This is a genomic window from Polyangiaceae bacterium (assembly GCA_015075635.1).
Taxonomy (GTDB): domain Bacteria; phylum Myxococcota_A; class Polyangia; order Polyangiales; family Polyangiaceae; genus JADJKB01.
On sequence record JABTUA010000001.1, the window covers coordinates 3,359,848 to 3,383,192 of the forward strand.

Annotated in this window: 17 protein-coding genes and 1 pseudogene; 13 read left to right on the forward strand and 5 right to left on the reverse strand. The window is 69.2% G+C overall.

Annotated features, from left to right (window positions below):
* Positions 1–2 precede the first annotated feature (2 nt).
* The 3 genes and pseudogenes from HS104_15310 to HS104_15320 form a co-directional block, all read right to left on the reverse strand.
* A complete protein-coding gene (locus tag HS104_15310; protein ID MBE7481335.1) occupies positions 3–4,220 on the reverse strand; it encodes a hypothetical protein in 4,218 nt (1,405 codons plus the stop codon).
* On the reverse strand, positions 4,220–6,676 hold the full coding sequence (locus HS104_15315; GenBank protein ID MBE7481336.1) for a tetratricopeptide repeat protein: 2,457 nt from the start codon (positions 6,674–6,676) through the stop codon (positions 4,220–4,222). The genes HS104_15310 and HS104_15315 overlap by 1 nt, the downstream gene beginning before the upstream one ends.
* A 5-nt stretch (positions 6,677–6,681) precedes the next feature.
* Positions 6,682–7,314: pseudogene (locus HS104_15320) on the reverse strand (hypothetical protein).
* Positions 7,315–8,051: 737 nt separating this feature from the next.
* On the opposite strand from HS104_15320, the gene HS104_15325 reads away from it, so the two are divergent.
* The 3 genes from HS104_15325 to HS104_15335 are packed head-to-tail and all read left to right on the forward strand — an operon-like array spanning position 8,052 to position 10,253.
* Positions 8,052–8,672 carry an RNA polymerase sigma factor gene (locus tag HS104_15325; GenBank protein MBE7481337.1) on the forward strand — a complete coding sequence of 207 codons (621 nt, stop codon included), beginning with the start codon at positions 8,052–8,054 and terminating at the stop codon, positions 8,670–8,672.
* A 2-nt stretch (positions 8,673–8,674) separates the two neighbouring features.
* On the forward strand, positions 8,675–9,811 hold the full coding sequence (locus HS104_15330) for a hypothetical protein (GenBank protein MBE7481338.1): 1,137 nt from the start codon (positions 8,675–8,677) through the stop codon (positions 9,809–9,811).
* Between the two features lie 43 nt (positions 9,812–9,854).
* Positions 9,855–10,253, forward strand: a complete 399-nt coding sequence (locus HS104_15335) for a TIGR02266 family protein (protein MBE7481339.1) — start codon at positions 9,855–9,857, stop codon at positions 10,251–10,253.
* Positions 10,254–10,607: 354 nt separating this feature from the next.
* Here HS104_15335 and HS104_15340 read toward each other — a convergent pair whose 3' ends face one another.
* On the reverse strand, positions 10,608–13,187 hold the full coding sequence (locus HS104_15340) for a glycosyltransferase family 39 protein (GenBank protein MBE7481340.1): 2,580 nt from the start codon (positions 13,185–13,187) through the stop codon (positions 10,608–10,610).
* A gap of 168 nt (positions 13,188–13,355) precedes the next feature.
* Between HS104_15340 and era the strand changes: the two genes are divergently transcribed.
* Together era and der are read left to right on the forward strand one after the other, a co-directional pair.
* Positions 13,356–14,321: a GTPase Era gene (gene era / locus HS104_15345; GenBank protein MBE7481341.1), complete on the forward strand. Its 966-nt coding sequence runs from the start codon at positions 13,356–13,358 to the stop codon at positions 14,319–14,321.
* Positions 14,318–15,646, forward strand: a complete 1,329-nt coding sequence (gene der, locus HS104_15350; protein MBE7481342.1) for a ribosome biogenesis GTPase Der — start codon at positions 14,318–14,320, stop codon at positions 15,644–15,646. Before era ends, der begins: the two co-directional genes overlap by 4 nt.
* A 273-nt stretch (positions 15,647–15,919) precedes the next feature.
* Here the strand turns inward: der and HS104_15355 are convergent, their stop codons facing one another.
* Positions 15,920–17,032, reverse strand: coding sequence for an ArsA family ATPase (locus HS104_15355; protein ID MBE7481343.1), 1,113 nt, complete (start codon positions 17,030–17,032; stop codon positions 15,920–15,922).
* 157 nt (positions 17,033–17,189) lie between these two features.
* Between HS104_15355 and HS104_15360 the strand changes: the two genes are divergently transcribed.
* The 8 genes from HS104_15360 to HS104_15395 all read left to right on the forward strand — a co-directional run bounded on the left by HS104_15360 (position 17,190) and on the right by HS104_15395 (position 23,338).
* Positions 17,190–17,594, forward strand: coding sequence for a hypothetical protein (locus tag HS104_15360; GenBank protein ID MBE7481344.1), 405 nt, complete (start codon positions 17,190–17,192; stop codon positions 17,592–17,594).
* Between the two features lie 50 nt (positions 17,595–17,644).
* Positions 17,645–18,367 carry a protein tyrosine phosphatase gene (locus tag HS104_15365; protein ID MBE7481345.1) on the forward strand — a complete coding sequence of 241 codons (723 nt, stop codon included), beginning with the start codon at positions 17,645–17,647 and terminating at the stop codon, positions 18,365–18,367.
* Positions 18,364–19,449, forward strand: coding sequence for a flippase-like domain-containing protein (locus HS104_15370; protein ID MBE7481346.1), 1,086 nt, complete (start codon positions 18,364–18,366; stop codon positions 19,447–19,449). The genes HS104_15365 and HS104_15370 overlap by 4 nt, the downstream gene beginning before the upstream one ends.
* 55 nt (positions 19,450–19,504) lie before the next feature.
* Complete coding sequence (locus tag HS104_15375) at positions 19,505–19,984, forward strand: hypothetical protein (GenBank protein ID MBE7481347.1); 480 nt, start codon at positions 19,505–19,507, stop codon at positions 19,982–19,984.
* Between the two features lie 123 nt (positions 19,985–20,107).
* Positions 20,108–21,163, forward strand: a complete 1,056-nt coding sequence (locus HS104_15380; protein MBE7481348.1) for a serine/threonine protein kinase — start codon at positions 20,108–20,110, stop codon at positions 21,161–21,163.
* Positions 21,164–21,211: 48 nt separating this feature from the next.
* Entirely contained in the window at positions 21,212–21,823 is a 612-nt protein-coding gene (locus tag HS104_15385) for a hypothetical protein (GenBank protein MBE7481349.1), read from the forward strand.
* A 1-nt stretch (position 21,824) separates the two neighbouring features.
* On the forward strand, positions 21,825–22,775 hold the full coding sequence (locus tag HS104_15390; protein MBE7481350.1) for an SUMF1/EgtB/PvdO family nonheme iron enzyme: 951 nt from the start codon (positions 21,825–21,827) through the stop codon (positions 22,773–22,775).
* A complete protein-coding gene (locus HS104_15395) occupies positions 22,772–23,338 on the forward strand; it encodes an RNA methyltransferase (GenBank protein ID MBE7481351.1) in 567 nt (188 codons plus the stop codon). The genes HS104_15390 and HS104_15395 overlap by 4 nt, the downstream gene beginning before the upstream one ends.
* Positions 23,339–23,345 lie beyond the last annotated feature (7 nt).

Consider the following 23,345-nt stretch of genomic DNA (forward strand, 5'->3'; position numbering starts at 1 on the left):
CCTCACTGCGGGAGCACCGGCAAGGGCCGGGGCATCCCTTCGGGCTCCGGCCGCGTGACCTGGCCGGGTCGCATCTTGAGGAACATGCCCTCGGTGTAGTTGAGGTCCTTCACCTTCGACGTGAACTGCTTCATCTTCGCCTCGCCGATCACGTCGGTGAAGAACGCCAGGCGACGGATGGCGTGGATCACGCCGGGGTGCGACACGTTGTAGCGACGCGAGAGCATGATGGCGTTGCCGTAGCGGTCCACCATGATCTCGTCGGCGCCGTTGATCTCCTTGTCCCGGGCGTCGCGCCAGGCCTGCTGCACCTTCACGCGGATGGCGTCGACCTTCTCTTGCAGGTCGGGGTTGTCGCTCTCCTCGGCCTTCTTGAGCATCGCCTCTTGCTTCTTGTCGAACATCTGAAGCTCGGGCGGGCGCACGTTGTAGAGGCCGGTGCGCAGCGAGTCGTAGAGCGTGCCCTGGCGCGCGATGGCCACCGTCGAGTACTCGGGCGACACGTACTTGTCGATGATGACTTGGAGCTTGTCGTACCACTGCTTGGCGACCGTGGCGTCCTTGCGATAGGCCTCGATGACCTGCACCGGCGTGCCCTTGAAGCGGTGGTGGCCCGACTCGTAGTCGAACTTCTTGGTGATCTCCTGGTCGAGCATCGTGTACTCGCCCTGGGCGGCCATCGTGGCTTCCGGCGAGCCGAGGGCGCTGTTCTTGCCGTCCTTCATCGGCGCCACCTTCTTGTACGCCTCCCAGGCGTCCATGGTGTTCTTCCACCACTTGTTGGTGTCGCCGGCGTCGGACGCCGCCTTGGTCTTGGCCACGTGGTAGGCCGCGTGGACCACGTATTGCGCCGCCTCGGACTTCTTCTTGTTGGCCTCGTAGTAGCTCGTCATCGAGCTCTGCGCGTTCTTCCGCGCCGTCGCGTTGGCGCCGGTGTCGGGGCTGAACTCGTCCCACTTCTTCAGGTCGCTGGAGGCAATGATGTAATCGGCCTCCGCGATCTCCTTGGGCGAGGCACCCAGTGTCTTGAAGCGGTCGCGTGACTTCTGCATCCCGGTCTGGTCGCCCAAGCTCGAGAAGAGCGAGAGCGACTGGCGCGCCGCTTCGCGGCGTCCGGTGGGCTCGAAGTGATCGATGCTGCTGATCTTGTCGAACGTCTGAGCTGCCTTCGGGTAGTCGAAGAAGAGCACGTACGACCCGGCCAGCGCGTCGTAGGCCGTCTTCAGGTACTTGACCCGCTCCTCGTACTTCTTGGGGTCGGCCATCACCGGCGGTTTCGCCTTGGTGTCGCCGTTCTTCAGCTTCTGAAGAAGGGTCTCACTGCCGTACTTCGAGATGAACAGCTCGTACATCTCGATGGCCTTGTCGTATTCGCCCACCTTCTTCCAGGCGAAGGCGCCGTTCATGGCCGCCTCAGGCGCCTCGTCGCGAGCTGGAGCCAAGTCGAGGGCGGTCTTGTATGCGACGGCCGCTGCGCGCCAGGTCTTCTGGCGCTCCGGACCGTCCGGCATGCCTTCGGCCTTCTTGAACAGCTCCGAGGCCTCCTGATAGGCGAGGCCCTCCCCGATCGGCTTGCGCTTGTTCTCCTCGTCCTTCTTGCTCTCCTCGCTGTAGGCGCAGCTCTTGCCCTGCGCGAGCTTCTTGATGGTCGCATTGTCGCGCTCGAAGAGCGCCATGCTCATCAGCTTGTCCGATGCCTTGTAGCCCCACTCGTTCTTGCCGCAATGCTGATCGACGAGCGCCTGATAGCGGGGCTTCGCGCCGGCGAAGTCGCCGTAGACGAAGAAGTACTCCGCGTTCTGGAAGGCGTAGAGAAGGCCGTTGCCCTTGGGGTCCCGATCCACCGGGATACGCGCGTTGTATTCGTCGCGCGCCTTCACGGCCTCGAGCACCTGCGCCGGGATCGGGTCCTTGATCACGGTGCGGGTGGCGGGATCCTCACCGTTGAAGCGGACCTCTTCGCGCTTCTGGAGGCCCTGCGCGCCCTTGCTCTCCTCGTGTTTCTTGTACTCGTCCTCGAGGATCTTCTCCGCGATGGTGACGACGTAGTAGCCGGCGGGTTGCAGGTACTTGTCGTCTTCGTTCGAGTCGCGCACGGCCACGGCGGCCTCGCGCGCGCGCACGACCTCTTCGGTCTTCGGCGTGCGGTTGATCGCCACCTGCAACACGACCACCCAGTAGCGCGCGTCGGCCAGCCAGAACTTGCTCTCGTAGGCGTCGAGCGCGTTCGGATCCTGGTTCAGGTAGCCGGCCCAGCCGGTCTCGGCCATGCGGTACTCGTCGATGGCCTTCTCGATCTGCGCCTTCTGCTCGGCGGGGTTACTGAGCTCGAGCGCGCGGTTGTAGTAGATGCGCGCCGCGTTGGTGTGGTCGGCGGCGGCGCGACGCAGGCCTCCCTTGACGAGCTGCTCGGCTTGGGCGAGCGCCTCGGGATCGTCGCGGTTGGCGTCCGTCCAGGGCGTGGCGCCGACGTAGGCCGCGAGCTTCGTGCGTGCCTCCAGGGCCTTCGAGGCGTACTCCGCCTTGGCGGGGGATCCGTCCGGAGCGAGCCGCGTGAGCTGGTCGTAGAGATCCGCGACGCGGTTCTGCATGACCGGGGCGTCGCGATCCATCGGGAACTTCTTGAGCGTCAGCTCCAGCGTCGCGATGGCGTTCCGGTTCTGGGTGATCTCGATGTATTCCTGGGCCAGCGCCTTGTAGATCTCGACGGACCACTTCTTGTCCTGGGGGATCAGCGCCGGGTCCTGCACGCGGGCGATGCCGATCGCCATCTTCTCTTCGGCGACCAGCGGGTTCGGCTCGGTGTCGAGCACGTCGTTGCGCGGGATGTAGGGGTGATCGCCGGGCGGGCCGTCGAAGTCCACGTAGGTCAGGGAGCCGGCGATGTAGGTGAAGGCCTCCTGGCGGAAGTCCGCGCCCGGGTCACCGGTCTTCGCCTCGAGCTCGTCCGCGTGGTGCAGGAGCTTCACGAACTCGTCGACCGCGGTGCGGTAGCGCTGCTGCTTGAAGTAGGTCCAAGCCAGCTTGTACATCGACACGCCGTACACGGGCGGCTTCTTGAACTGCATCGAGTGCTGGTAGGCACTCACGGCTCGGTTCAAGTTGTAGGGGCCGCCCTTGGGATCGATCTGGTCGAAGTGGTTGTTGCCGATCTGCCACCAGATTTCCGCCATGTAGCGCGGGTCTTCACCGGGCCGGAGCTGCTGGGGCAGCGGCTTGCAGTCCAGCGGATACGGATCGCGATAGGCGAGCTCTTCGTCGGCCGTACCGACGGGCGCCGCGCCCTTCTTGGCGGGCGGCTTCGGGGCCGCCTTCTTGGGCGCACCCTTGCCGAGCGCGCCGCCGTCGAGCGGGACCGGATGCTTGTTGTTCCAGTCGTTCCAGAACTTCTCTTCGTGATCCTGCTCCAGGGGCTGGAGCTCGATCTTGCTCGCGTCCTTCTTGTCCGCCTTGACCTGGTAGCGATTGGCGCAGACCAGCGCCCGCCAGGCCTGCTGGCCTTCTTCGATCTTGGCCGAGTCGGTGTAGGCGTGGCCGAGGAAGTAGTGGACCGCCGCCATCTCCTCGTACTGCGGGTACTCGTCGATGATGCGCCGGTAGAGCGCGATGGCCGGCTCGAGGCCCGCGGCGAGATCGCCCTCTTGCTGCTCTCGGGCGCGCTCTTCGTAGAGCGCCGCGAGCCGGAACATGCCGTCGGGAGTCGCGGACGGGTGCGCGTTGTCGCCGCTGTAGAGGGCGATGAACGCCTCCAGACGCTTGATGGCCTCCTCGCGGGCCTCCTTCAGGCCCTTCTTCTCGATGCCGATCTCGCGATCGAGCGTGTTGAGAATGCGGCGCCGGCGCTCCTCGTAGTGGTGGCGCACGATCATGGTGAGCGTGTCGCGGAACTCCTTGGCGCCCTTCTCGTAGTCCTTGGCTTCCTGCTGGAGGATCTCGTAGGCCTTGAGCTGCGCGGCGCTCGGAGGGGGCGGCGGCGGCGCGCCCTTCTTCATCTTGATCTCGGGGGCTGCCGCCGCGGGCGCGGCCGGCGTGGCAGGCGTCGCGGAGGCCGGCGGCAGCGCGCCGGCCGCGGCGGGCGCACCTCCCGCGGCCGGCGGGGCGGCGGCCGGCGGGGCGGCGGCCGGCGGGGCGGCGGCCGGCTGCGAGACCGCGACCGACGGAGCGACCAGCGACGCCAGCACCGCCCCGGCCAGTACCCAGTTACGCGGAGCACGACGCATCACAGGTCACCTCCGGCGTCGTCGAGCACCTCGCGGAGCTCGTCGTTGAGGTTCTGCTCTTCCCGCGCTCGCTCGCGCTGCAGGTTTCGCACACGCATCAGCTGTTCTTCACGCACTTCCCAGGCCTGTTGGACGATGCCGACGTCCGCTCGAAGCACGATGCTCTTCAGCCGGTCCCGAACCAGCCCGAAGTTCTTCATCGCCAGCTCGCCGACCAGGAGCCGAGCCTGCTGATCCAAATCGTCGAGATCGCTGGCGTACTTCGCGAGGTTCTGGGCTTCCTTCTCGACCTCGGCGCGCAGGTTCTGGGCTTGGGCGTCGGCCTCGCGCTCGAGCCGCCCCTTGGTCTGATCGAGCGAGTCCTCGACGGTGTCGGCGCGGCGCAAGATCGGCTGGATCTGCCGGGCGTAGTCCGCGGCCCCGGGGTCGCCGCCGGAGGCGACGAGCTGGACCTCCCGGTTGAAGACCTCACGAAAGCGGCGCCGGACCTGGTCGTCCTCGACGTAGCGCTGGTCGCCGAAGCCGACTTGGGCGCGCCCCATGTCCACCATCTCTCGGTACTCGGCGATGCGCTTCTTGTAGGCCGCGAGATCCTTCTCGTTGGCGGCGATCTCGGCCTGGAAGCGCTGGCGGCTGGTGGCGTCGGCGTTGACGCCGAACTTGTCCGCGTCCTTGAGCACCCGCTTGAGCCCGTTGACGATGGCGCCGAGCTTGTCGGACTCGAGCTCGAGTTGCTGCAAGCGCTGGCTCACCTTGTTCCACTGTTTCTCGCCCGCGGACTCGCGCTGCGAGAAGTCCCCCGGCGTGACCGGCAAGTACTCCATGCGCTTCATCAGCGCGCGGCGCTCGGTGCGGACCGTCTGGAGCTCCCCGCTGGCGTTGCCCGCCTCGTCGTCCATGCCCTGGGCCAGCGTGCGCCGGGCCTGACCGGACTTGTTGAGCAGCGAGAGCGTCTGCTCCATCGCGGCCATCAGCTCCGGGAAGGCGCGCATTCGCGTGCCGGAGCCGAGCACGGCGTTCAGCTTCACCACCAGACGCTTGCTCTTCTTGATCAAGTCGCGTGAGGCCGTGACGTCGTCGATCACGGAGAATGCGCGGTCGTTCTCGGCTTCTTCGCGCGCCCACTGAATCACGATGGGTGAGAGCGCGCCCTTCTCGGACTCGAGCTGCTCGCCGACCAGCTTGTCGTAGTAGACGGCCGGGTCCTGGGTGTCGTTCAAGAACGTGCTCACCTGCTCGCGGATCGGGTCGAAGCGGCTGCGCACGCTCTTGTACAGCGTGAGCGCCTTCTCGAACTGACCGGACCTGAGCATCAGGTCGGCGCGCAGGAGCGAGCCGTCGGCGAAGCGCAGGTTCTCCGGATCGGTGATGGAGAGCACCTCCAGCGAGCGCTGGGCGCGCTGGTAGTCGCCGAGTCGGACGTACACCCAAGCGAGCTCGTAGAGCATGCCGGAGAACTCCGGGCTCTTGCGATCGACGTGGCTGTAGGCGTCGGCGGCGTCGAGGAAGTTGTCGGTCTCGTAGAACAAGCGTCCGATGGCCATCCAGGCCAGGTCGATCACGTGACGCTGCGACTCGGTCTCCGCCTTCATGCGCGTGACGCGGCGGAACTGCTCGATCGCCGCGGCGTAGCGCGCGGTGGGGATCGACTCGACGGCGGTCTTGGCCACGATGCTCGCGGTCTCTTGGTCGGCCTTGGCAGCGGCCTCGTCGACGACCGGCGTCGCTTGCTTCACCAGGATCACCCCGAGCAGGTACTGCGCCTGCAGTCCGTAGCCCCCAGTGGCCGAGACGTTGCCGAGCGAAGCCTTGGCTGCGTCGTAGTCCTTCTTGGCGAAGAACGCCTTGCCCCGCGCGTATGGCAGCGAACCGGTCGCGTCGGTCGTGGGCAGCGAGGACAGCTTGGCCATGACCTCGTCGAGGGTGTCGTAGCTCTGCGTGCGCAGCGCCACGTCCACGAGCCGGCTGACGGCGCGCCCCGCGTAGCTATCGTAGGGGCTGGCCGAGGACTTCTCGAGGATCTCCCGATAGGCGCGCCGCGCGGACAAGTACTGCTTGGTCTGGATGTAGCTCTCGCCCAGGAAGAACAGCGCGTCGGCCTGCGATGCGGTGTCGGCGCGGCCCTGGCGCCCGAGCTCCACGACCTGCGAGAAGACCTCGATGGCTCGGTCGTAGTCCTTGTTGCGGAAGAGGATGTCGCCGGCGGCGATGCGCTGAGCCGGCGTCATCTTCTGCCGGCTGGCGCGGGCAGCGGCCTTCTGCACGTTGCCGACCCCGCCCTCGACCGCCGCGATGGCGGACTCCGCACGCGTCCGCGCCTCGGCCGCCGAGACCGCATGCGCGGGCTCGACGAACGCGAGCGCGGCGAGCGCCGCACCGAGCGCAATCCAACGCGGCGACGGAGCGCCGAGCAGGGAGAGCCAGCCGCCACGCGGCGACGAGGCCCCGCATCGCATGGGCATCACTTTCCTCCAGAGCCGAACGAGAACGAGCCGGAGAGCCCGGACTTCTGATTACCGCCGCCGCTCGACGGCGCCGCGGAGGCTCCACCGGCGCGGAGCTTCTCGACGAAGCGAACCGCCGGACGCTGCTCGACCGGGGTGGTGACTCCGCCCTTCTCGTAGGCGACGGCCTCGAGCTCCATGGTCTTGCCCTCGGTGACCGTGAACGAGTGGCTCGACTTCACCTCGAAGCGGTAGCCGCGCAGGTAGGAGAACACCCCATAGCCGTAGCCCTGGAACTGCAGCAGCACCTGGAGCGTGTGGTCTCCCGGCGGCACCGAGCCGCTGAAGATCGGGATTTCCTTCTGCGCAGCCAGCGCGCCGGTGTCGTCCTGCTTGTTGTACTGCACCGCGCCATCGAGCACGAAGAGCGCACGGTTCAGCCGGAACACGCTGCTCATGTCGTTGGTGAACTTGACCTCCGCCCGCGCCCCGCCGACGCCCCCGGACAGGATGGTCTCGCTGAGCAGGGAGAGCCGCGTGTGGCTCCTGCGGATCTGCTCTTTCAGCTCGTCCACGCGCTGCTCGAGCTCCCGCAGGCGCACCTGGTACGTAGCGCCATCCATCTGGCCCGAAGCACTGGTGGCCTTCGGCGTCGTGGGCTTGTCGTCGGGCTTCGTCTCGGCCGCGGCCTCAGCTTTCTTCTCGCCTTCGGCGGGCTTGGTCGCCTCGCCTTCCTTCTTGGCGGCGTCCGCGGGCTTGGCCGCCTCGCCTTCCTTCTTGGCGGCGTCGGCGGGCTTGGCCGCCTCCGTCTTCTTCGCGTCGGCGGGCTTGGCCGCCTCCGTCTTCTTGGCGTCGGCAGGCTTGGCCTCGGTCTTCGGAGGGTCGGCGCCTTGCGCGCCTGCCACGGGGGCGAAAGTAAGCGCCGCGATCATCGGCAAAGCGAATGCCATCCAGAGTCGCATCGTTGTCCCTCTCTCGAGTGTTGAGACGACGGATGAGGCTGTTTCGGATCACCGAACCTCCCCCAACCTTCGAGGGGGGCGCAGAAACCCGTCGGGCACCATCCTGGCTCGGCGGTAACGCCCTCTTATGTTCGGGATTTGCCGAGGCTGCAACAGGGGAGGAACTCTGGGTCTGGGGGCCGGCGCCCCCGCGAGCTCGGAGCGGACCCTGGCCCATAGGCCGGACCTGGTCGAGCCGCGCCACCGGGAGCGGTCCTTGCGGGGCCGCGTCACCGGGGAGTAGCGTTCGAAACGGCCGCAGATCGAATCCCGTGCTGGTGCGTCCGACAGAGTTGAGGGTCCCGGGTCAACCTTCCCGGGAGCTCTTCGGAACCAAACCAACAACGTGGGCCGACGTCCATCACCTGCCCGGGTCGGGGTGACGGATGGCGACCGCACGGGGCGATGCGACGGACGAAATGCTCATGGTGCGCTACCAACGCGGCGACCGTGAGGCGTTCGCGGAGCTCGTGAAGCGTCACAAGACGCCGATCTTCAACTTCGTGCTGCGCCAGGTACGCCAGAGCAACACCGCGGAAGACGTGACCCAGGACGTGTTCCTGCGGGTGGTGCAGAACGCCAGCGAGTTCAAGCACGAGGCCCGCTTCTCGACCTGGCTCTACACCATCGCCAGGAACCTCTGCGTCGACCATCTGCGCAAACAGACCCACCGGCGGCACCCTTCCTTGGACCAGCCGGTGACGCAGAACGGGGAGGACTCCCGCCCCATGCTGGACAACGTAGCGGACGTCCACCCCCGGGCGAGCGTGGAGCGTACCGCGGTCGCGGGGGAGGTCGCCGGACGCATCGTGGAGGCCGTCGAAAAGCTGCCCGAAGAGCAGCGCGAGGTCTTCCTGTTGCGCGAGGTCGCCAACCTGCCATTCAAGGAGATAGCGGAGATCACCGGAGTCGGAGAGAACACCGTGAAGAGTCGAATGCGCTACGCGCTCGACCGACTGCAGGAAGCACTGAGCGAGTTCGAAGAGTACGCGCGAGCACTGAGATAGAGATGGACTGCGAGAAGTTCGACCGAATCGTCCTCGACCTGCTCTACGAAGAGCTGGACGAGCTCACGAGCGCCGCGGGGCGACGGCACATGGAGCACTGCTCCCGCTGTCGCAGCATCGCGACGGGCCTGCGCGCGACGCGGCAGATCGGCGGACTTCCGCTGGTGGAGGCCCCCGCCGGGCTCGAAGAGCGCATCCTCGACGCCGAGCGCAATGCCCGGGCCGCGCTGCCGCTCCGGCAGCGCCTGGGACGCAGCATCTCGGTCCTCGCCGGCTACGCCATGCGACCCCAGCTGGCCATGGCCGCGCTGCTCTTGCTGATGATCGGCTCGAGCCTGTTGTTCCTGCGCGCGAGGCCCGGCGCGCGGGAGAGCCTGCGTGTCACCGAGCGAGGCGTTCCGGAGAGCGAGAGCGAGACCGTGACGGTCGTGCCGATGCCCGCCAAGGCGCGTGCGGGTGAGCCGGCGAGCGAGGGACGCGCTGGCCCCGGCGACCGTGAGGCGAAGCGCGAGAAGGCGGCGGGCGGAGCGGAGGAGCAAGACCTGGGCTTCGCCGCGCCGCCACCAGCAGCGGCCGCCGAGCAGACGAAGGACGAATCCGTTCGCACGCCGACCGGCAGCATCGCCGTGGAGGACGACGCCGGGTCCGGAGATGGCGACTACGACCAGGCGATGGCGGACTACCGCGCAGGGCGTTACTCCGCCGCGCAGAAGAACTTCGACAGCGTCGCCAGCCGCGGCGGCGGCAACTCGGCGACCGCCGAGTTGTTCGCGGCGCAGTCGGTCCGCAACGAGTCCGGCTGCTCCGCCGCTGCACCGCGCTTCGAGGCGATCAACTCCCGCCACCGCGGCACGGGCATCGGCAACGAGGCGCTGTGGCAGGCCGGCGACTGCTATCGCGCGCTCGGGCAGCAGGAGAACGCCCGGCGCAGCTACAAGCAGCTGGTCGGCATCGCGGGCTACGACGACCGCGCGCAGCGGGCCCTGGCGGCCCTCGACGAGGAGCCGGTCGCGGCGCGCAAGGCGGCCCCGGCCAAGCCGGCAGAGACCAAGGCGCCCGCCGCCGGCGCCGGCGGCAAGCAGAGCCCGAAGGCCGCGCCCAAGGCCAAGCCCGCGCCGACCACCGACCAGGGGTTCTGACCCGCGCTTGGACTTCCCCCCGATTCGGGGCTAAGGCCCGGACGTGGGTCACGACGACGATCCTCCGGACTTCTCCGAGCGTCGGCTGCGCGAGCGCCGCAGCGCGGACCGCTTCGACGTGGTCTGGTCGGTGGACTGCGAGACCGACGACACCTTCCTCTACGCTTCGATCACCAACATCTCCGAGCTCGGGATCTTCGTCCGCACGAACCAGCCGCTGCAGGTGGGAACGCGCCTGACCTTGCGCTTCGCCGTGCCCACCGCGTCCGAGTCCTTCGTGCTCGCAGGCGTGGTGCAGTGGGTGAATCCGCTTCGCGTGCTGGGGGAGAACCTGAACCCCGGCATGGGCATCAGCTTCGTCGACCTGAAGGCCGACGAGCGCGAGCGCATCGTGGATCTGGTGCGGACGATCGCGTACGTGCGCGAGGCAGTGAAGAACTGACTTCTCGCGTCCGCTGACACCCGGAACGCCTCGCGTCACTTCCGTGCGGTCGAAACGGCCGGCGCGAGTGTTGCTCGCTTCCGCTGATGACCAGAGCGCCTCGCGTCACTTCCGCGCGGTCGAAACAGCCGGCGCGAGTGTTTCTCGCTTCCGCTGATGACCAGAGCGCCTCGCGTCACTTCCAGCCGGTCGAAACAACCGGCGCCCGGCCTCGCCGGGTGCTCTCACGCACCTCTCCGTGGCCGATCGTGATCTGATCTTGGCAAGACCCGAGGTGTAGTTCCGGGCTCGGCCTGCGGCCTCGCAACCCCCTGCACTGGCTCCTGCTCCCGCCGGGTGCGGGTGCGCGTGCGCTCACTTCACGCGCAGGCGTCCGGCTTCGAGCCGGTTGTCGTTGTGCCGGCCGCGCTTCACCTCCAGCCGCCGGCTCCCGATGAACAGCCCGAAGAAGACCTCGTAGTCGCCCGGCGTGAAGTTCGGCTCCAGGGAGAACGGGTAGATGTCCACGATGTGGTCGCCCACGCGCCACAAGTGGAACGCATACTTGTTCTCGAGCGTCTGGTGATCGCCGTTGAAGCGCCGCTGGAACCCGTCGATGTGGATGAAGGTCTCCCAGTTGCCCGAGATGCTGGCGACGACCTTGTAGTAGGTGCGGAACTGGTACTGCTTCTGCGGCACGACGCCGTCGACCGGGCGACCCGAGAGGTCCGTCACCTCCCAGCCGAGCACGTCGAGCTGCCCGCCCAGGTTCGCGTCCAAACGCACCGCGGGGTTCGGCGGCTGGTCGAGGACCCAGGCCGCGAATGGGTTCTCGTTCTTCTCGCCAGCCGCGAGCCGGTTCGACAAGAGCAGGATCTCGCTCGAGCGGGCGTCGAGCACCGGGACGTTGCCGGGAGCGCCCGGCAGCCCGCGGTGAAGCGAGTTCAGCTGGGGCAGATCACCCGAGCGCACCACCAACCAGCGGCGTTCGTCAGCTTCCGTCAGCCAATTGAACGCGGCGTTGGCATTCTCGAAGGTGGGCACGTTGCGACCCGCGTAGTAGGTCGCCGCGCCAGCACCGACACCCACGATGCCGAGCGCCTCGCCCGACTTCGCGTGCTGGCGGTAGGCGTCGAAGACCTCCTTCGGGGAGATCTGCGTCGCGAGCTTGGGGAAGTAGCCGAAGCTCAGCACGGCCCCCGACGCCGCCACCGCGAAGGCCGCGACGGTGGCGCGCGACAGCGGCAAGCGCACGAACAGCTCGCGCAGGACGTCGCGTCCCAAGAGGCCCGCCGCGGGCAGGACCAGCACCAGCACCGGCAGCCCGAGGTAGCCCCAGGTCGCGAGCTGCCGCGCCAGGGGACCCGCTTGGTCGAACTGCTTCCAGTGGAAGTAGCTCTTGCTCAGCCAGGTCAAGACCGCATAGCCGACCAGCGCGGCCTCGGCGACCAGGAAGCCGAACCAGAGGTTGCCGGCCCAGAGCGTCTTGAGCGCTCGCGGCCAGGCCAAATACTCCTCGCGGTCGAAGCGCCGCGCGGACCGGTCCGTGCTCTCCATGGTCGAGCCTGCAAAGCCAGCCAAGAGCACCAGCGTGGAGATCTTCAGCAGGCGGTGCGCCGACTCCTTGAAGCTGTCGGGAAAGCGCGGATCGTCGACCACGAACGCAGACAGGCCCTTCTCCGGGAAGTTCTTGAAGTCGTAGTAGAGAAGGATGGCGAGGGCGGCGACCCCCATCGCCAGCGCGCGGGAGCCCGGCGCTCCGCGGTCGAAATCACGGAGCGCGAGCGCTGCGATGACCGCCAGCATGCACACCCCCGCGAAGGGCAGCTGCCCGACGGTGGGCGCGGTGAGCCCGTGCGCGCCGAAGGCGACCGCGGCCACGATGACGCTCACCACTCGGAGCGCCGTCTCCGGCGCGACGCGGCTCGGCTCGACACCGTGGGGAGGCGTCAGTAGGCGCCCGACGGCGAAGGGCACGAGCGCGCTCCACGGGAAGAGCCCATGGCCCAGGTAGTGGACGACCGCGTCGTAGGTCGGCAGCATCTTGGGCGGCTTCACCGCAGCGCCGAGCAAGAGCGAGAACTGCGCCGGATTGGCGCTGGCTCGGCCGAGTACCTTGAAGCCCATCACCAGCGCGACCACCCCGAGCGCGAGCGCGAGCCCGCCGGCCAGATCGCTCAGGCGGTCGGCGCGAGCTCCGGACCGGGCGCGCAGGATGGCCCAGCCGAGACCGACGCCGAGCGCCGGCGGGACAACTCCGAGCAGGACGCCTCGCGCGCCGAGCCCGGCCGCCAAACCCACGAGGCCGACGAGGAGCCAGGCGACTCGGCGCGGGCGCGAGGCTTCGGCATCGAAGCTGGCGAGGCCGAGCCCCGCCACTGCCATGGCGAGGGACGACATCGTGACGATGTCCCCGAGCATGGTGCGCGAGTGCAGGAAGTAGAGCGGCATCGTGGCGAGGGCGAGCACCGCGAACGCACCCGCAACGCGATCCGCCAACCGGGCCACCAGCGCGTAGGTCGACAGCGCGCCGAGCGTCCCCCAAATCGCCAGCGGCAGGCGGCCGGCCCACTCGTGCAGACCGAACAGCTTGAAGCCGAGCGCGATGGACGTGAACGGCAGCTGCCCCCTCGCGAGCTCCCCGAGCGTGGGCACGCTGTTCGTCGAACCCTCGATGGCGAGCCCGGAGGCGCCGAGCAAGGTGAGCGCGATGCGGCGCGACAGCTCGGCGACTCTGAGCTCGAACGGATCCCAGATGCCGCTCTTGGCGATGGGGCCGAACAGGCTGAGCAACAGCAGCGCGAACGCCACGAGCGGAAGCCACATGGCGCCGCGGCGACCCGCAGCGGCCGTGCTCTCCACGCGCGGCGCGGGCTCTCGGGCGGCGTCCTGGGCCTCGGGCTCGGACTCGGGCAGCTCGCTGCTCGTTCCTTCGTCAATCTCCGTCGCGCTCATGGCAAGTGAAGGGCGGGCGGGACCTTAGCAGAAGTTTTCGCAGAAAACGCCGCTTCCGAGCCGACCTCCGCCGGCCCGCCCGGCGCAGGTTTTTACAGACGAATCCGCGGTCCCGGCGAATGAGCCGCTTGCAGTCTCGGATCCGCTCGTGAGAAGACGCCTCCGCTCATGCGCTTCGGCTCCGTCGCTCTGATCGGCCGCACCAACGTCGGCAAATCGACGTTCTTGAACGCCGCGCTCGGTGAGAGCCTGGCCGTGGTGTCGCCCGTACCGCAGACGACGCGCGAAGCCCTGCTCGGCGTGGTCCATCGCCCCGACGCGCAGATCGCCTTCGTGGACACCCCCGGGCTGCACCGGCCGAAGAGCGAGCTCGGCCGGCGGATGAACGCCACGGCTCTGGAGGTCGCGCGGAGCGCGGACGTGCTCGTGGTGATGACCGACCTGGATCCGAAGCTGGCGAAAGACGCCACCGCCACGGTCGCACGCGATCGCGAGGTGATCGAGCTCCTGCCCAAGGGGCCCGCCCGCTTGCTGGTGGTCAACAAGGTCGACCTGGTACGCGACAAGCAGAAGCTCCTGCCGATCTTGACCGCGTACGAAGCGCTGCACGACTTCGCCGCCCTGGTCCCGGTGTCCCTGAAGAGCGCGGGCGAGGCCGAGCGCGTGCTCGACGCCATCGTGGCGCTCTTGCCGGAGGGCGAGGAGGGCTTCGAGGCCGACACGCTGACGGACCGTGCGACGCCCTATTTCGTGCGCGAATACGTGCGCGAGCAGGTGCTCGCCTTGGCCAAGGGCGAGGTGCCCCACGCCGTCGCCGTGAGCATCGACGCGATCGAGGAGCGGGAGCGCGTGCTCGCGGTCAAGGCGACGATCCACGTCGAGAAGGAGGGGCAACGCCGCATCTTGATCGGCAAGGGCGGCGCCTCGATCAAGGCCATCGGCACGGGCGCGCGCAAGCGACTCGAGGAGCTGCTCGACCGGAAGCTGTTCCTCGAGCTGTTCGTGCGCGTGACACCGAAGTGGAAGCACGTCCCTCGGCAACTGGCCGAGCTCGGCTACGAAGCGCCCCGCGAGAAGAACCTGCTCGGGGCGCTGCCGGACGCCCCGAAGCACAAGGCGCGAGGCAAGCGATGAGGCCGGTCGTCGCCATCGTCGGGCGGCCCAACGTGGGCAAGAGCACGCTGTTCAACCGGCTCGCCGGCAAGCGGCTGGCCATCGTGCACGACCAGCCGGGTGTGACTCGCGACCGCAACTACGCCGACGTCCACCTGGCGGGTCGCGAGCTGGTCCTGGTCGACACCGGCGGCTTCGACCCGACGGACGAGGATCCGATGCGCCAGGGCATCGCGCGACAGGTGAAGGCCGCGCTGGCCGAGGCGGACCTGGTGGTGTGCGTGCTCGACGGGGTGATGTCGCCGACGCTCGCGGATCGCGAAGCGATCAAGCTGCTCCGGCGCAGCAAGAAGCCGGTGCTCTACGTCGCCAACAAAGCGGACGACAAGGACAAGGCCCTCGCTGCCAACGAGCTGTACGAGATGGGGATCCCCGAGCTCCTGCCGGTGTCCGCGCTGCACGGGCGAGGGACTGGGGAGCTGATCGCGGCCATCTCCGCCGCGCTGCCGTCGCCCGCCGCCGCGAGCGACGAGGCCGCGGACGACAGCGCGATTCGCGTGGCGGTGATCGGTCGCCCGAACGCCGGCAAATCGTCGCTGGTGAACCGGCTGGCCAAGAGCGAGCGCTCCCTGGTGGACGACCGCCCTGGCACCACCCGCGACCCCACCGACACCCGCGTGGAGCTCGACGGCCAGGCCTTCGTAGTGGTGGACACCGCGGGCATCCGCCGCCGCGCGCGGGTCGAGAAGGGAATCGAAGCCGCGAGCGTGATTCGCGCCCTCCGCAGCATGGAGCGGGCCCAGGTGGTGGTCCTCTTGTGCGAAGCCCTCGAGGGCGTCGCCGAGCAGGACGCGCGCCTGATGGGCCTGATCGCGGAGCGCGGACGCGCGGTGGTCATCGGCCTGAACAAGACCGACCTCCTGGACAAGGCCGGGCGCAAGAAGGCCGAGGAGCAGGTGCGGGACGCGCTGCGCTTCGCCCCCTGGGCGCCGCTGGTGCAGCTCTCGGCCAAGAACGGCTGGGGCGTGTCCGACCTGATGCGCGCCGTCCGTCGCGCGGCCGACGAGTTCACGCGCCGCGTCCCGACGGGGGAGCTGAACCGCTTCTTCGAGCAGGTGCTGGAGCACCGCGCGCCGCCCACGCACAAGGGCCGAGCCCCGCGCATCTACTACATCACCCAAGCCGAGACGGCTCCGCCGGTGTTCGTGGCCGTGACCAACGCGCCAGATCACATCAAGGAGAGCTACAAGCGCTACGTGGTCAATCAGATCCGCAAGAGCTTCGGCTTCGAGTGCGTGCCCATAGAGCTCAGGTTCCGGGGCAAGGGCAAGAAGAGCGAAGGGTGAGGTAGGAGGTGTCGGTGTGCGACCGAGCGGCTCGACTCGCGCCGCTCGGCGGTCAGCCGAGCCCCGGATTCACTCGAGCAGTCTGGCCATGATCAGATCTCGATCCGCCAATGAGGCGTGAGTGAGAAAACCGGCCGGACGCGCTTCGCGACGACCCTTGGAAGTCCCCGGAGGGGGATACCCGACGGGGTGGGCCGGCGCCGGCCGTTTCGACCGAACGGAAGCGTCGCGTGGCGTTTGCTGCCGCCAGCGGAGCGCGAATTAGGACACCCCCTAGTCCGGACACAGCAGCTTCGCCACCCCGCCGAGCGTGCCGAGGTCGTGCACGTCGCTCGGCAGCGCCGGGATGTCCACGCGCGTCGGCTTGTCGCCGTGGCGCCCGGCGACCAGCACGCGGTCGAGGCGCTCGAGCTCCTCGGCGTCCGTCTCCGCGAGCTCCGTCTCGTCGAGCAGGGCGCGCTCCAGGCGCTCGGCGCCGGTGATCCCGAGGTCGAGGCGGTGCCGCGAGAGCGACGCGCGGATCTCTTCCAGACCCGGGTGGGCCCGCGGTCTTCGGTGCACGCGGTTCACCACGAACGCGTCGCGGTGCATGCCCTGCTCCTCCAGGCGATCGGCGAAGAAGAGCGCCTCCCTCACCGCCGCCGGGGCCGGGGTGGTGACCAGCACGTAGCCGAACTCGGGGCCGCGAAACGCCGCGGCCACCTCCGTGGCGCGCTGCCGGAAGCCACCGAACAGGTCGTTCAGGTCCGTGACGAAGGCCGCCATCTGCTCCAGGAAGCCGCCGCCGGTCAGCTTGCCGATGCCGCGCAGCACCACCGCCACGCTCTTGGCCACCAGGTTCAAGCTGAAGCGGCCGGAGTGCTCGAACGCCTGCATCAGCCAGCGGATGGCGGCGCTGTCCAGGGCGTTGATCAGGCGCTCCGGCGCGTCCAAGAAGTCGAGGGCATTGCTGGTGGGCGGAGTGTCCAGGACGATCAGGTCGTAGCCGCCCTCGCGCTTGACGCTGAGCAGCTTCTCCATCGCCATGTACTCCTGCGTGCCCGCCAGGCTGGTGGAGACGTATTGGTACAGACGATTGTTGAGGATCCGGTCGCGCGCCTCGGGGCTGGAGGAGTAGCGCACGACGAGCTCGTCGAAGGTGCGCTTGGTGTCGAGCATCATCACGCTGAGGTGCCCAGTGACCGTGAGCCCGGCGCGCTCGAACAGCTCCGGAGCGACGACCTGCTCCTCGCCGGTCATGCTCGACAGGCCGAGGCTGTTGGCCAGACGCTTCGCCGGATCGATGGTCAGGCAGAGCACTCGCTTGCCGCGCTCCGCGGCGGCCAGGCCGAGCGCCGCGCTGACGGTGGTCTTGCCCACGCCGCCGCTGCCCACGCACAAAACCACGCGGTGGCGGTCGAGCAGCGGGGTGAGCGTGGGCGCGGACATCGCGGCAGAGCCGCGGGAATTAGCAGCTTTCGATCGGCCAGTCACTGCCGACCGCCGGCCAGCCCGAAACGGAACTTGGCCCGCTCGCCCGGGGTCTGGCACGCACCAAGGCCCGATGGAAGGCTCACTCGATCGCCAGCTCAGCGCCGAGAGACCCACGGAGCGCCGGGCGGGGCGCCGCGACGACACCCTGGGGGCGCTGGGCGAGCTCTTGGACTCGGTGCGGAACGACGGCGAGTTCCAGGCGCTGGCCGTCGCCGACCCGACCGGCGTGCTGGTGGCCGGCGCCGGGGCGTACGCAGACTGCGAAGAGCTGGCCGCGCTCGCCCCGCTGGTGGCACGCCGGGCGGCGAACGACACCATCCCCACGCGGCTCGACGTGGTCACGCGCAAGATGGAAGTCCGCCGGCTCATCATCGACGGGATCGAGGTGCTCCTGTGCGGCCAGGGGGGCGAGACCGACGCTTTGCGCAGAGCGGCGGCCGGGTGCGCGCGCATCCTGGGCGCTCGGCGGCGCTAGGGAGCCCTCGCCACCCGCCACGCCGGAAACTCCGCTAGGCTGCTCAGCCCATGCGCGGCTTCGTGGATCTGCACTGTCACTGGGTGGCCGGGATCGACGACGGCGCCAAGACTCCCGAGGACGGCGTGGCCATGCTGCGCGCGCTGGGGCAGCTCGGGTTCAGCAAGGTGGTGGCGACTCCGCACATGCGCCCCGGACTGTTCGACAACACCCGCGAGAGCCTGAGCGCCGCCTACGCGCGCATGTTGCCGCTGCTCCCGGCGGGACTCCCCGAGGTCGAGCTGTCGAGCGAGCACTACTTCGACGACGTGATCTTCGGCCGCATCATGCACGACGCGGCGCTGCCTTACCCCGGCGGCCGGGCCGTCTTGCTGGAGTTCTACGAGAGCGACTTCCCGTTCAGCATCGACCGCCGCTTCGCCGACCTCAGGCTGAAGAAGCGGCTGATCCCGGTGATCGCCCACCCCGAGCGCTACCAGCGCATCTGGCGCGACCCGGACGTGCTCGAGCGGCTGGTCGACGCCGGCGCCGCGGCGCTGCTCGACACCGCCGCGCTCGTGGGCAAATACGGCCGGAAGCCCCAGAAGACCGCGGAAGAGCTGCTCGAGCGCGGCCTGTATCACGCCGCCTGCAGCGACGCCCACCGGGTGGGCGACGTCGCCGAGGTCGCAGCAGGGCTCTTGCGCATCGAGCGCGCGTACGGACCCGAGGAGGTCGATTTCCTGTTTCGCGAAGGGCCGCTTGCGCTACTGAGCGGCCGGATCCCCGAATGAGCGACGGACCGGGCAGCTGGCTCAGGCGCCACTGGCTCAAGCTACTGGCTTCGCTGCTCGTGGCGGGCGGCTTCGTGTGGCTCCTGCACAGAGGTGCCCTGCCCATCTTGCCGGACGCCAAGGCGTTCTCGAAGATGCGCTGGTGGACGGTGCCGGCCTACATCGCGATTTGGTGCGGGATCCACGTCATCCGCGCCGCGCGCTGGCATTGGCTCCTGGCGCCCATCCACCCGGTACCGCTGCGCCGCATCGTCTCCGTGGCGTGGATTGGCTTCGCCGCCATCCTGCTGCTGCCGTTCCGTACCGGGGAGGTCGTTCGACCGGTGTTGATCCGCAAGAAGGGTCAGCTGTCGGGCTGGGCCGCCACCGGCACGGTGGCCGCCGAGCGGGTGATCGACGGCTTCTTCATGAGCGTGATGTTGTTCACGTCGCTGCTCCTGTCGAAGCCGTTGGACCCGTTGCCGAGCTCGATCGGCGCGCTGCCGATCCCCGCGGCTGTCGTGCCGGGCGCCGCCTACAGCGCGCTCTTGGTGTTCGCCGCCGCATTCACCGTCATGGGGGTGTTCTACTGGCGGCGCGATTTCGCGCGCGCGGCGACCGAGCGCATCGTCGGGCTGGTGTCCGAGCGGCTGGCGGCCTGGCTGGCCGAGCGCGTGGAGAAGGTCGCCAGCGGCCTGTCGTTCTTGCCGCGCTGGCGCTACACGGCGCCATTTCTGGCCGTGACCGCGCTGTATTGGCTGCTCAACGCCGGGGCGTCCTGGCTCTTGGCCTGGGGCGCCGGGTTCGATCACATCAGCTACGCCGAAGCGTGCGTGACCATGGGCGTGTTGGCGCTCGGCATCCTCATCCCCAACGCCCCGGGCTTCTTCGGCGCCTTCCAGATCTCGATCTACGCCGGCTTGGCCATGTACTTCCCGGCCGAGCTGGTGGTCGGGCCCGGGGCCGCGTTCGTGCTCATCATCTACGTCTGCCAGATCCTGATCACGACCGCCGGGGCCGGCCTCGGCCTGTACTGGGAGCGCACCAGCGTCGGAGAGGCGCTCGACGCCCGACCCGAAGAGCTCGGGGACGAGGCCCGCTGACCCCGCGATCGGGAAACTTGGCCGTGGATGGTGCCCGGCGATATCGAAGCACACCATGAAGAGGACGAGTGCCGTGTGGGCCGGAGCCGGCGCGCTCTTCGTGCTGGCCGCGGTTCTGTCCAGCACCGGTGCAGAGGCGCGGGTCGAAGCCGACTCGGACTACACCAAGGCCCAGACCTACAACGCTGCGCTGCGCTACGTGCGGGTCGATCTGGGCTACGAGGTGGTCGAGAAGGACCCCGACGTCGGCTACCTCTTGTTCCGCTACGAGCCGCCCGGGCGCAAGAACAACCCCACCAGCGGCTCCATCGAAGTCGTGGAGAGCAAGGAGCGCGTGAAGATCGTGATCCAGCTCCCGCAGATGCCGACTTACCACGAGACCACGCTTCGCGATGGGCTCTTGAAGAAGCTGCGCGTCGAGTACGGCGCGCCGCCGAAGAAGAAGAAGCCCGAGGACAAGCCCAAGAAGCCCGAGGGTGACGCTGGCGTCGAGGGTGGATCGGACGACGGTTTCGGCGAGCAGAACGCGCGCTGAGCTCTGGCGCGCAGGCTGATAGCATCGAACCCGACCGTGACCCGAGACGACGACCCGACCCCCGCGCCGCTGCCGGAGAACATCGGGCGCTACCGCGTGCTGGGCGCCTCGGGACACGGCGCGATGGGGCGCGTGCTCCTGGCGCGCGATCCGAACCTGGATCGCGACGTCGCGGTGAAGGTCCTGCGGGAGGATCTGAAGCTCGCGCCGGCCGAGCGCGTGGCGCTCTACGAGCGCATGCGCCAGGAGGCGCGCGCCAGCGCCCGGCTCAGCCATCCGAACATCGTCGGGCTCTACGACATCGGCGAGGAGCCAGGCCTGGGACTGTATCTGGTGTTCGAGTACGTGGAAGGGCCGACGCTGGAAGACCGCATCGAGCGCGGGCCGCTGGGCGCCGCGGCGTGCGCGCGCCTCAGCCGCGAGCTCGGCGCCGCGCTCGGAGCCGCGCACCGCGCGGGCGTCCTGCACCGAGACATCAAGCCCGCTAACGTGATCCTCGCCGCGACGGGCGCGAAGATCGCCGACTTCGGCATCGCGCGCATTCCCGGCTCGACCTTGACCCAAGACGGTCGCGTGCTCGGCACGCCGGCCTACAGCGCCCCCGAGGCCATCGAGACCGGCACGTTCTCGCCGGCCTCCGATCAGTTCTCGCTCGCCGCCACCCTGTACGAGGCGATCTCGGGACGGCGCGCTTTTGCCGGCGACGACGCCATCAGCGTGGCCAAGCACATCACGGGCAGCGAGCCGGCAGCGATCGCCGCGCTCTCGGGAGTCGATCGCCACGTGGACACCGTGCTCGCTCGCGGTCTGGCGAAAAACCCATCGGCTCGCTACTCGTCCGCGGACGAGCTCGGCGAGGCCCTGGCGGAGGCGCTGACCTTGGCGCCTCCGCGCGCACAGCTGCCCACCCTGCCGGACGAGCGGCGCCTGGAGGCGCGGGCCGCCCGCCAGAATCGCAGGGATCTGACCGTGCTGGCGCTCGGTCTGGTGCTCGGCGCATCACTCGCCACCTCGGCGTTCTTGCTCTGGCCCGCGGACGAAGTCGACGCGATCGGACCTGCGCCGCAGAGCCTCGTGCTCGAGGACGCAGCACCCGAAGCGGCGCAGCCGGAGCCCCCGCGACCACGCCGAGCAGTCTCGGGGGCTCCCGTGGTTTCGGCCACAGCCGCTGATCGTTGACGTTCCAGAGGCCAGGCGCCCCGGATCGAGCTATGGTTGTGCGCCCGCATGACCCCGCGAAGCGTCCTTTCTTGGCTGCTCGTCCTCTCCGCATTCGCGCTCGGCGCGCCCGCTTGCTCGTCGAGCTCCGAGCCGCCGGCAGAGAACCCCGGCGACGGCGGCTACGTCGGACCCGCGGGCTGCTCGCTCGCGCCCGACTGCGCGCAGTGCTCGGCGTGCTTCGACAGCTGCCTGTGCAACAACGGCACGCCGGGCGGCTGCCTGGCGCAGTGCACCGGGTCGAGCTCGGGTGGAGCTTCCGGCACGGGTGGCGCGCCCTCTGGCGGCGGCGCACCCTCTGGCGGCGGCGCACCGGCCGGCGGCGGCGCGCCCTCCGGCGGTGGCGGTGGCGGCGGCGGTGGCGGCAACTGCACCGCGCTCTCCACGGGCAGCCCGACTTGCGACGCCTGCGCGCACTCCACCTGCTGCGCGCAGATTGACGCCTGCCTGGCCTCGAGCGCGTGCACCGGCTTCCTGAGCTGCTTGAGCAAGAACTGCGCGAACGCCGGCTCGAACCTCAGCGCCTGCGCTCAGCAGTACTGCTCGCAGTACGCCGCCGGGGTCAACGCCTACAACTCGATGGCGCAGTGCATCGGACAGAGCTGCGCGAGCTCGTGCTGACGTGGTCTGGCGCGCGCTCTGGCTCGGCCCGCTCGCGCTCCTCGCGCTCGCCGCTTCGCTCCTGCCCAGCGCCCGCGCAGCCTCGCGCCTGACCGCGCCGGCGCCGGATCCGTTCGGCGCCCGTACGCCGCAGGAGCGGGCGCTGACCGGTGGCGTGGTCACGCTGCGGCAGCCCGCCGGGGCGATGCTCCGGGTCCCGCAGGGCAGCTTCGAGATGGGCTCGACCCCCGAGGACGTGCTCGACGCCGTGACGGACTGCGCCCGCGAGCCACTCGGCGGCCGCTGCAAGGAAGAGATGTTCTCGGATGAGCTACCGCGGCACAAGGTGACGCTTTCGTCCTTCTGGCTCGATCGGCTCGAGGTCAGCGTGAAGGACTACGCGCGCTGCGTCGCGCTGCGCCGCTGCCGTGCCGTCCCATTCGACCAAGGCGGCAAGCGCTTCGACGTGCCGAGCTACCCGGTGTCTCTGGTGCGGCACGCAGACGCGCGAGCGTACTGTCGCTTCCGCGGCGCTCGGCTGCCGACGGAAGCCGAGCTCGAGCGCGCGGCCCGCGGCCCGCGCGGCCGGCGCTACCCTTGGGGCCAGCTCTACAACACCCGCGCCGCGAACCACGGGCGCCTGGGCCTCGACACCACGGACGCCCGCGACGGGTTCGCGGAGCTCGCGCCGGTAGGCTCGTTCCCCGCAGGGCGCACGCCAGAGGGCTTCTTGGATCTGGCCGGCAACGTCGCGGAGTGGGCGTCCGATCGTTACGCCGTCAGCTACCCGCCGGGGCCCGCCGTCGACCCGAAAGGACCCGCCATCGGCGCGGGCAGCGGCGGCAACGTCGTGCGCGGCGGGCACTGGGCCAGCGCGGCCCCCTGGCTGCGCGGGGCGTCGCGCTCGAGCGCCGATCCCGAGACGCGCTCGCCGACGCTGGGCTTCCGCTGCGCGCGCTCGGCATCGCGATGAAACCCGAAGGCTTCGCCGAAGACACGCCGACTCCCGATCTGCGGCTGCCGATCCACGCGCTGACGACCTTCGTGCTGGTCCGTCCGCACTACCCGGAGAACGTCGGCGCCGCCGCGCGCGCCATCAAGACGATGGGGTTCTTGCGCCTGGCGCTGGTCAGGCCGGGCCGCCTGGCAGCCCCCAACCACGAGATGGCACTGAAGATGGCCGTGAAGAGCAAAGACGTGCTCCTGGGCGCGCCGGTCTACCAGAGCCTGGACGAAGCGCTCGGGCCCGCCGGCTGGGTGGTGGGCACTACCTCGCGCCGCGGAGTGTCCGGCGTGCTCACCGCTCGCGACCTCGGTCGGCGCGCCGTGGAGCGCGGCGCGGCGGGGCAGAGCCTCGTGCTCGTCTTCGGCAACGAGAAGACCGGGCTGGGCGAGGCCGAGCGCGCGCTCTGCCAGGACTTCGTGCGCATCCCGATGGCGGCGGATCAGCCCTCGATCAACCTGGCGCAGGCCACGCAGGTCATCGCCTACGAGCTGCTCCTCGCGGCACTCGACGCGAGGGCCGACAACGGGTGAAACTGCC

Bases quoted from the DNA above. Each gene is read 5' to 3' on its own strand.
- HS104_15380 (MBE7481348.1), top strand. From the start codon at position 20,108: ATGGGGCGCGTGCTCCTGGCGCGCGATCCGAACCTGGATCGCGACGTC.
- HS104_15375 (MBE7481347.1), top strand. From the start codon at position 19,505: ATGAAGAGGACGAGTGCCGTGTGGGCCGGAGCCGGCGCGCTCTTCGTG.
- HS104_15385 (MBE7481349.1), top strand. From the start codon at position 21,212: ATGACCCCGCGAAGCGTCCTTTCTTGGCTGCTCGTCCTCTCCGCATTC.
- HS104_15325 (MBE7481337.1), top strand. From the start codon at position 8,052: ATGGCGACCGCACGGGGCGATGCGACGGACGAAATGCTCATGGTGCGC.
- HS104_15360 (MBE7481344.1), top strand. From the start codon at position 17,190: ATGGAAGGCTCACTCGATCGCCAGCTCAGCGCCGAGAGACCCACGGAG.
- HS104_15365 (MBE7481345.1), top strand. From the start codon at position 17,645: ATGCGCGGCTTCGTGGATCTGCACTGTCACTGGGTGGCCGGGATCGAC.
- HS104_15315 (MBE7481336.1), bottom strand. From the start codon at position 6,676: ATGCGATGCGGGGCCTCGTCGCCGCGTGGCGGCTGGCTCTCCCTGCTC.
- HS104_15370 (MBE7481346.1), top strand. From the start codon at position 18,364: ATGAGCGACGGACCGGGCAGCTGGCTCAGGCGCCACTGGCTCAAGCTA.
- era (MBE7481341.1), top strand. From the start codon at position 13,356: ATGCGCTTCGGCTCCGTCGCTCTGATCGGCCGCACCAACGTCGGCAAA.
- HS104_15340 (MBE7481340.1), bottom strand. From the start codon at position 13,187: ATGAGCGCGACGGAGATTGACGAAGGAACGAGCAGCGAGCTGCCCGAG.
- der (MBE7481342.1), top strand. From the start codon at position 14,318: ATGAGGCCGGTCGTCGCCATCGTCGGGCGGCCCAACGTGGGCAAGAGC.
- HS104_15330 (MBE7481338.1), top strand. From the start codon at position 8,675: ATGGACTGCGAGAAGTTCGACCGAATCGTCCTCGACCTGCTCTACGAA.
- HS104_15395 (MBE7481351.1), top strand. From the start codon at position 22,772: ATGAAACCCGAAGGCTTCGCCGAAGACACGCCGACTCCCGATCTGCGG.
- HS104_15310 (MBE7481335.1), bottom strand. From the start codon at position 4,220: ATGCGTCGTGCTCCGCGTAACTGGGTACTGGCCGGGGCGGTGCTGGCG.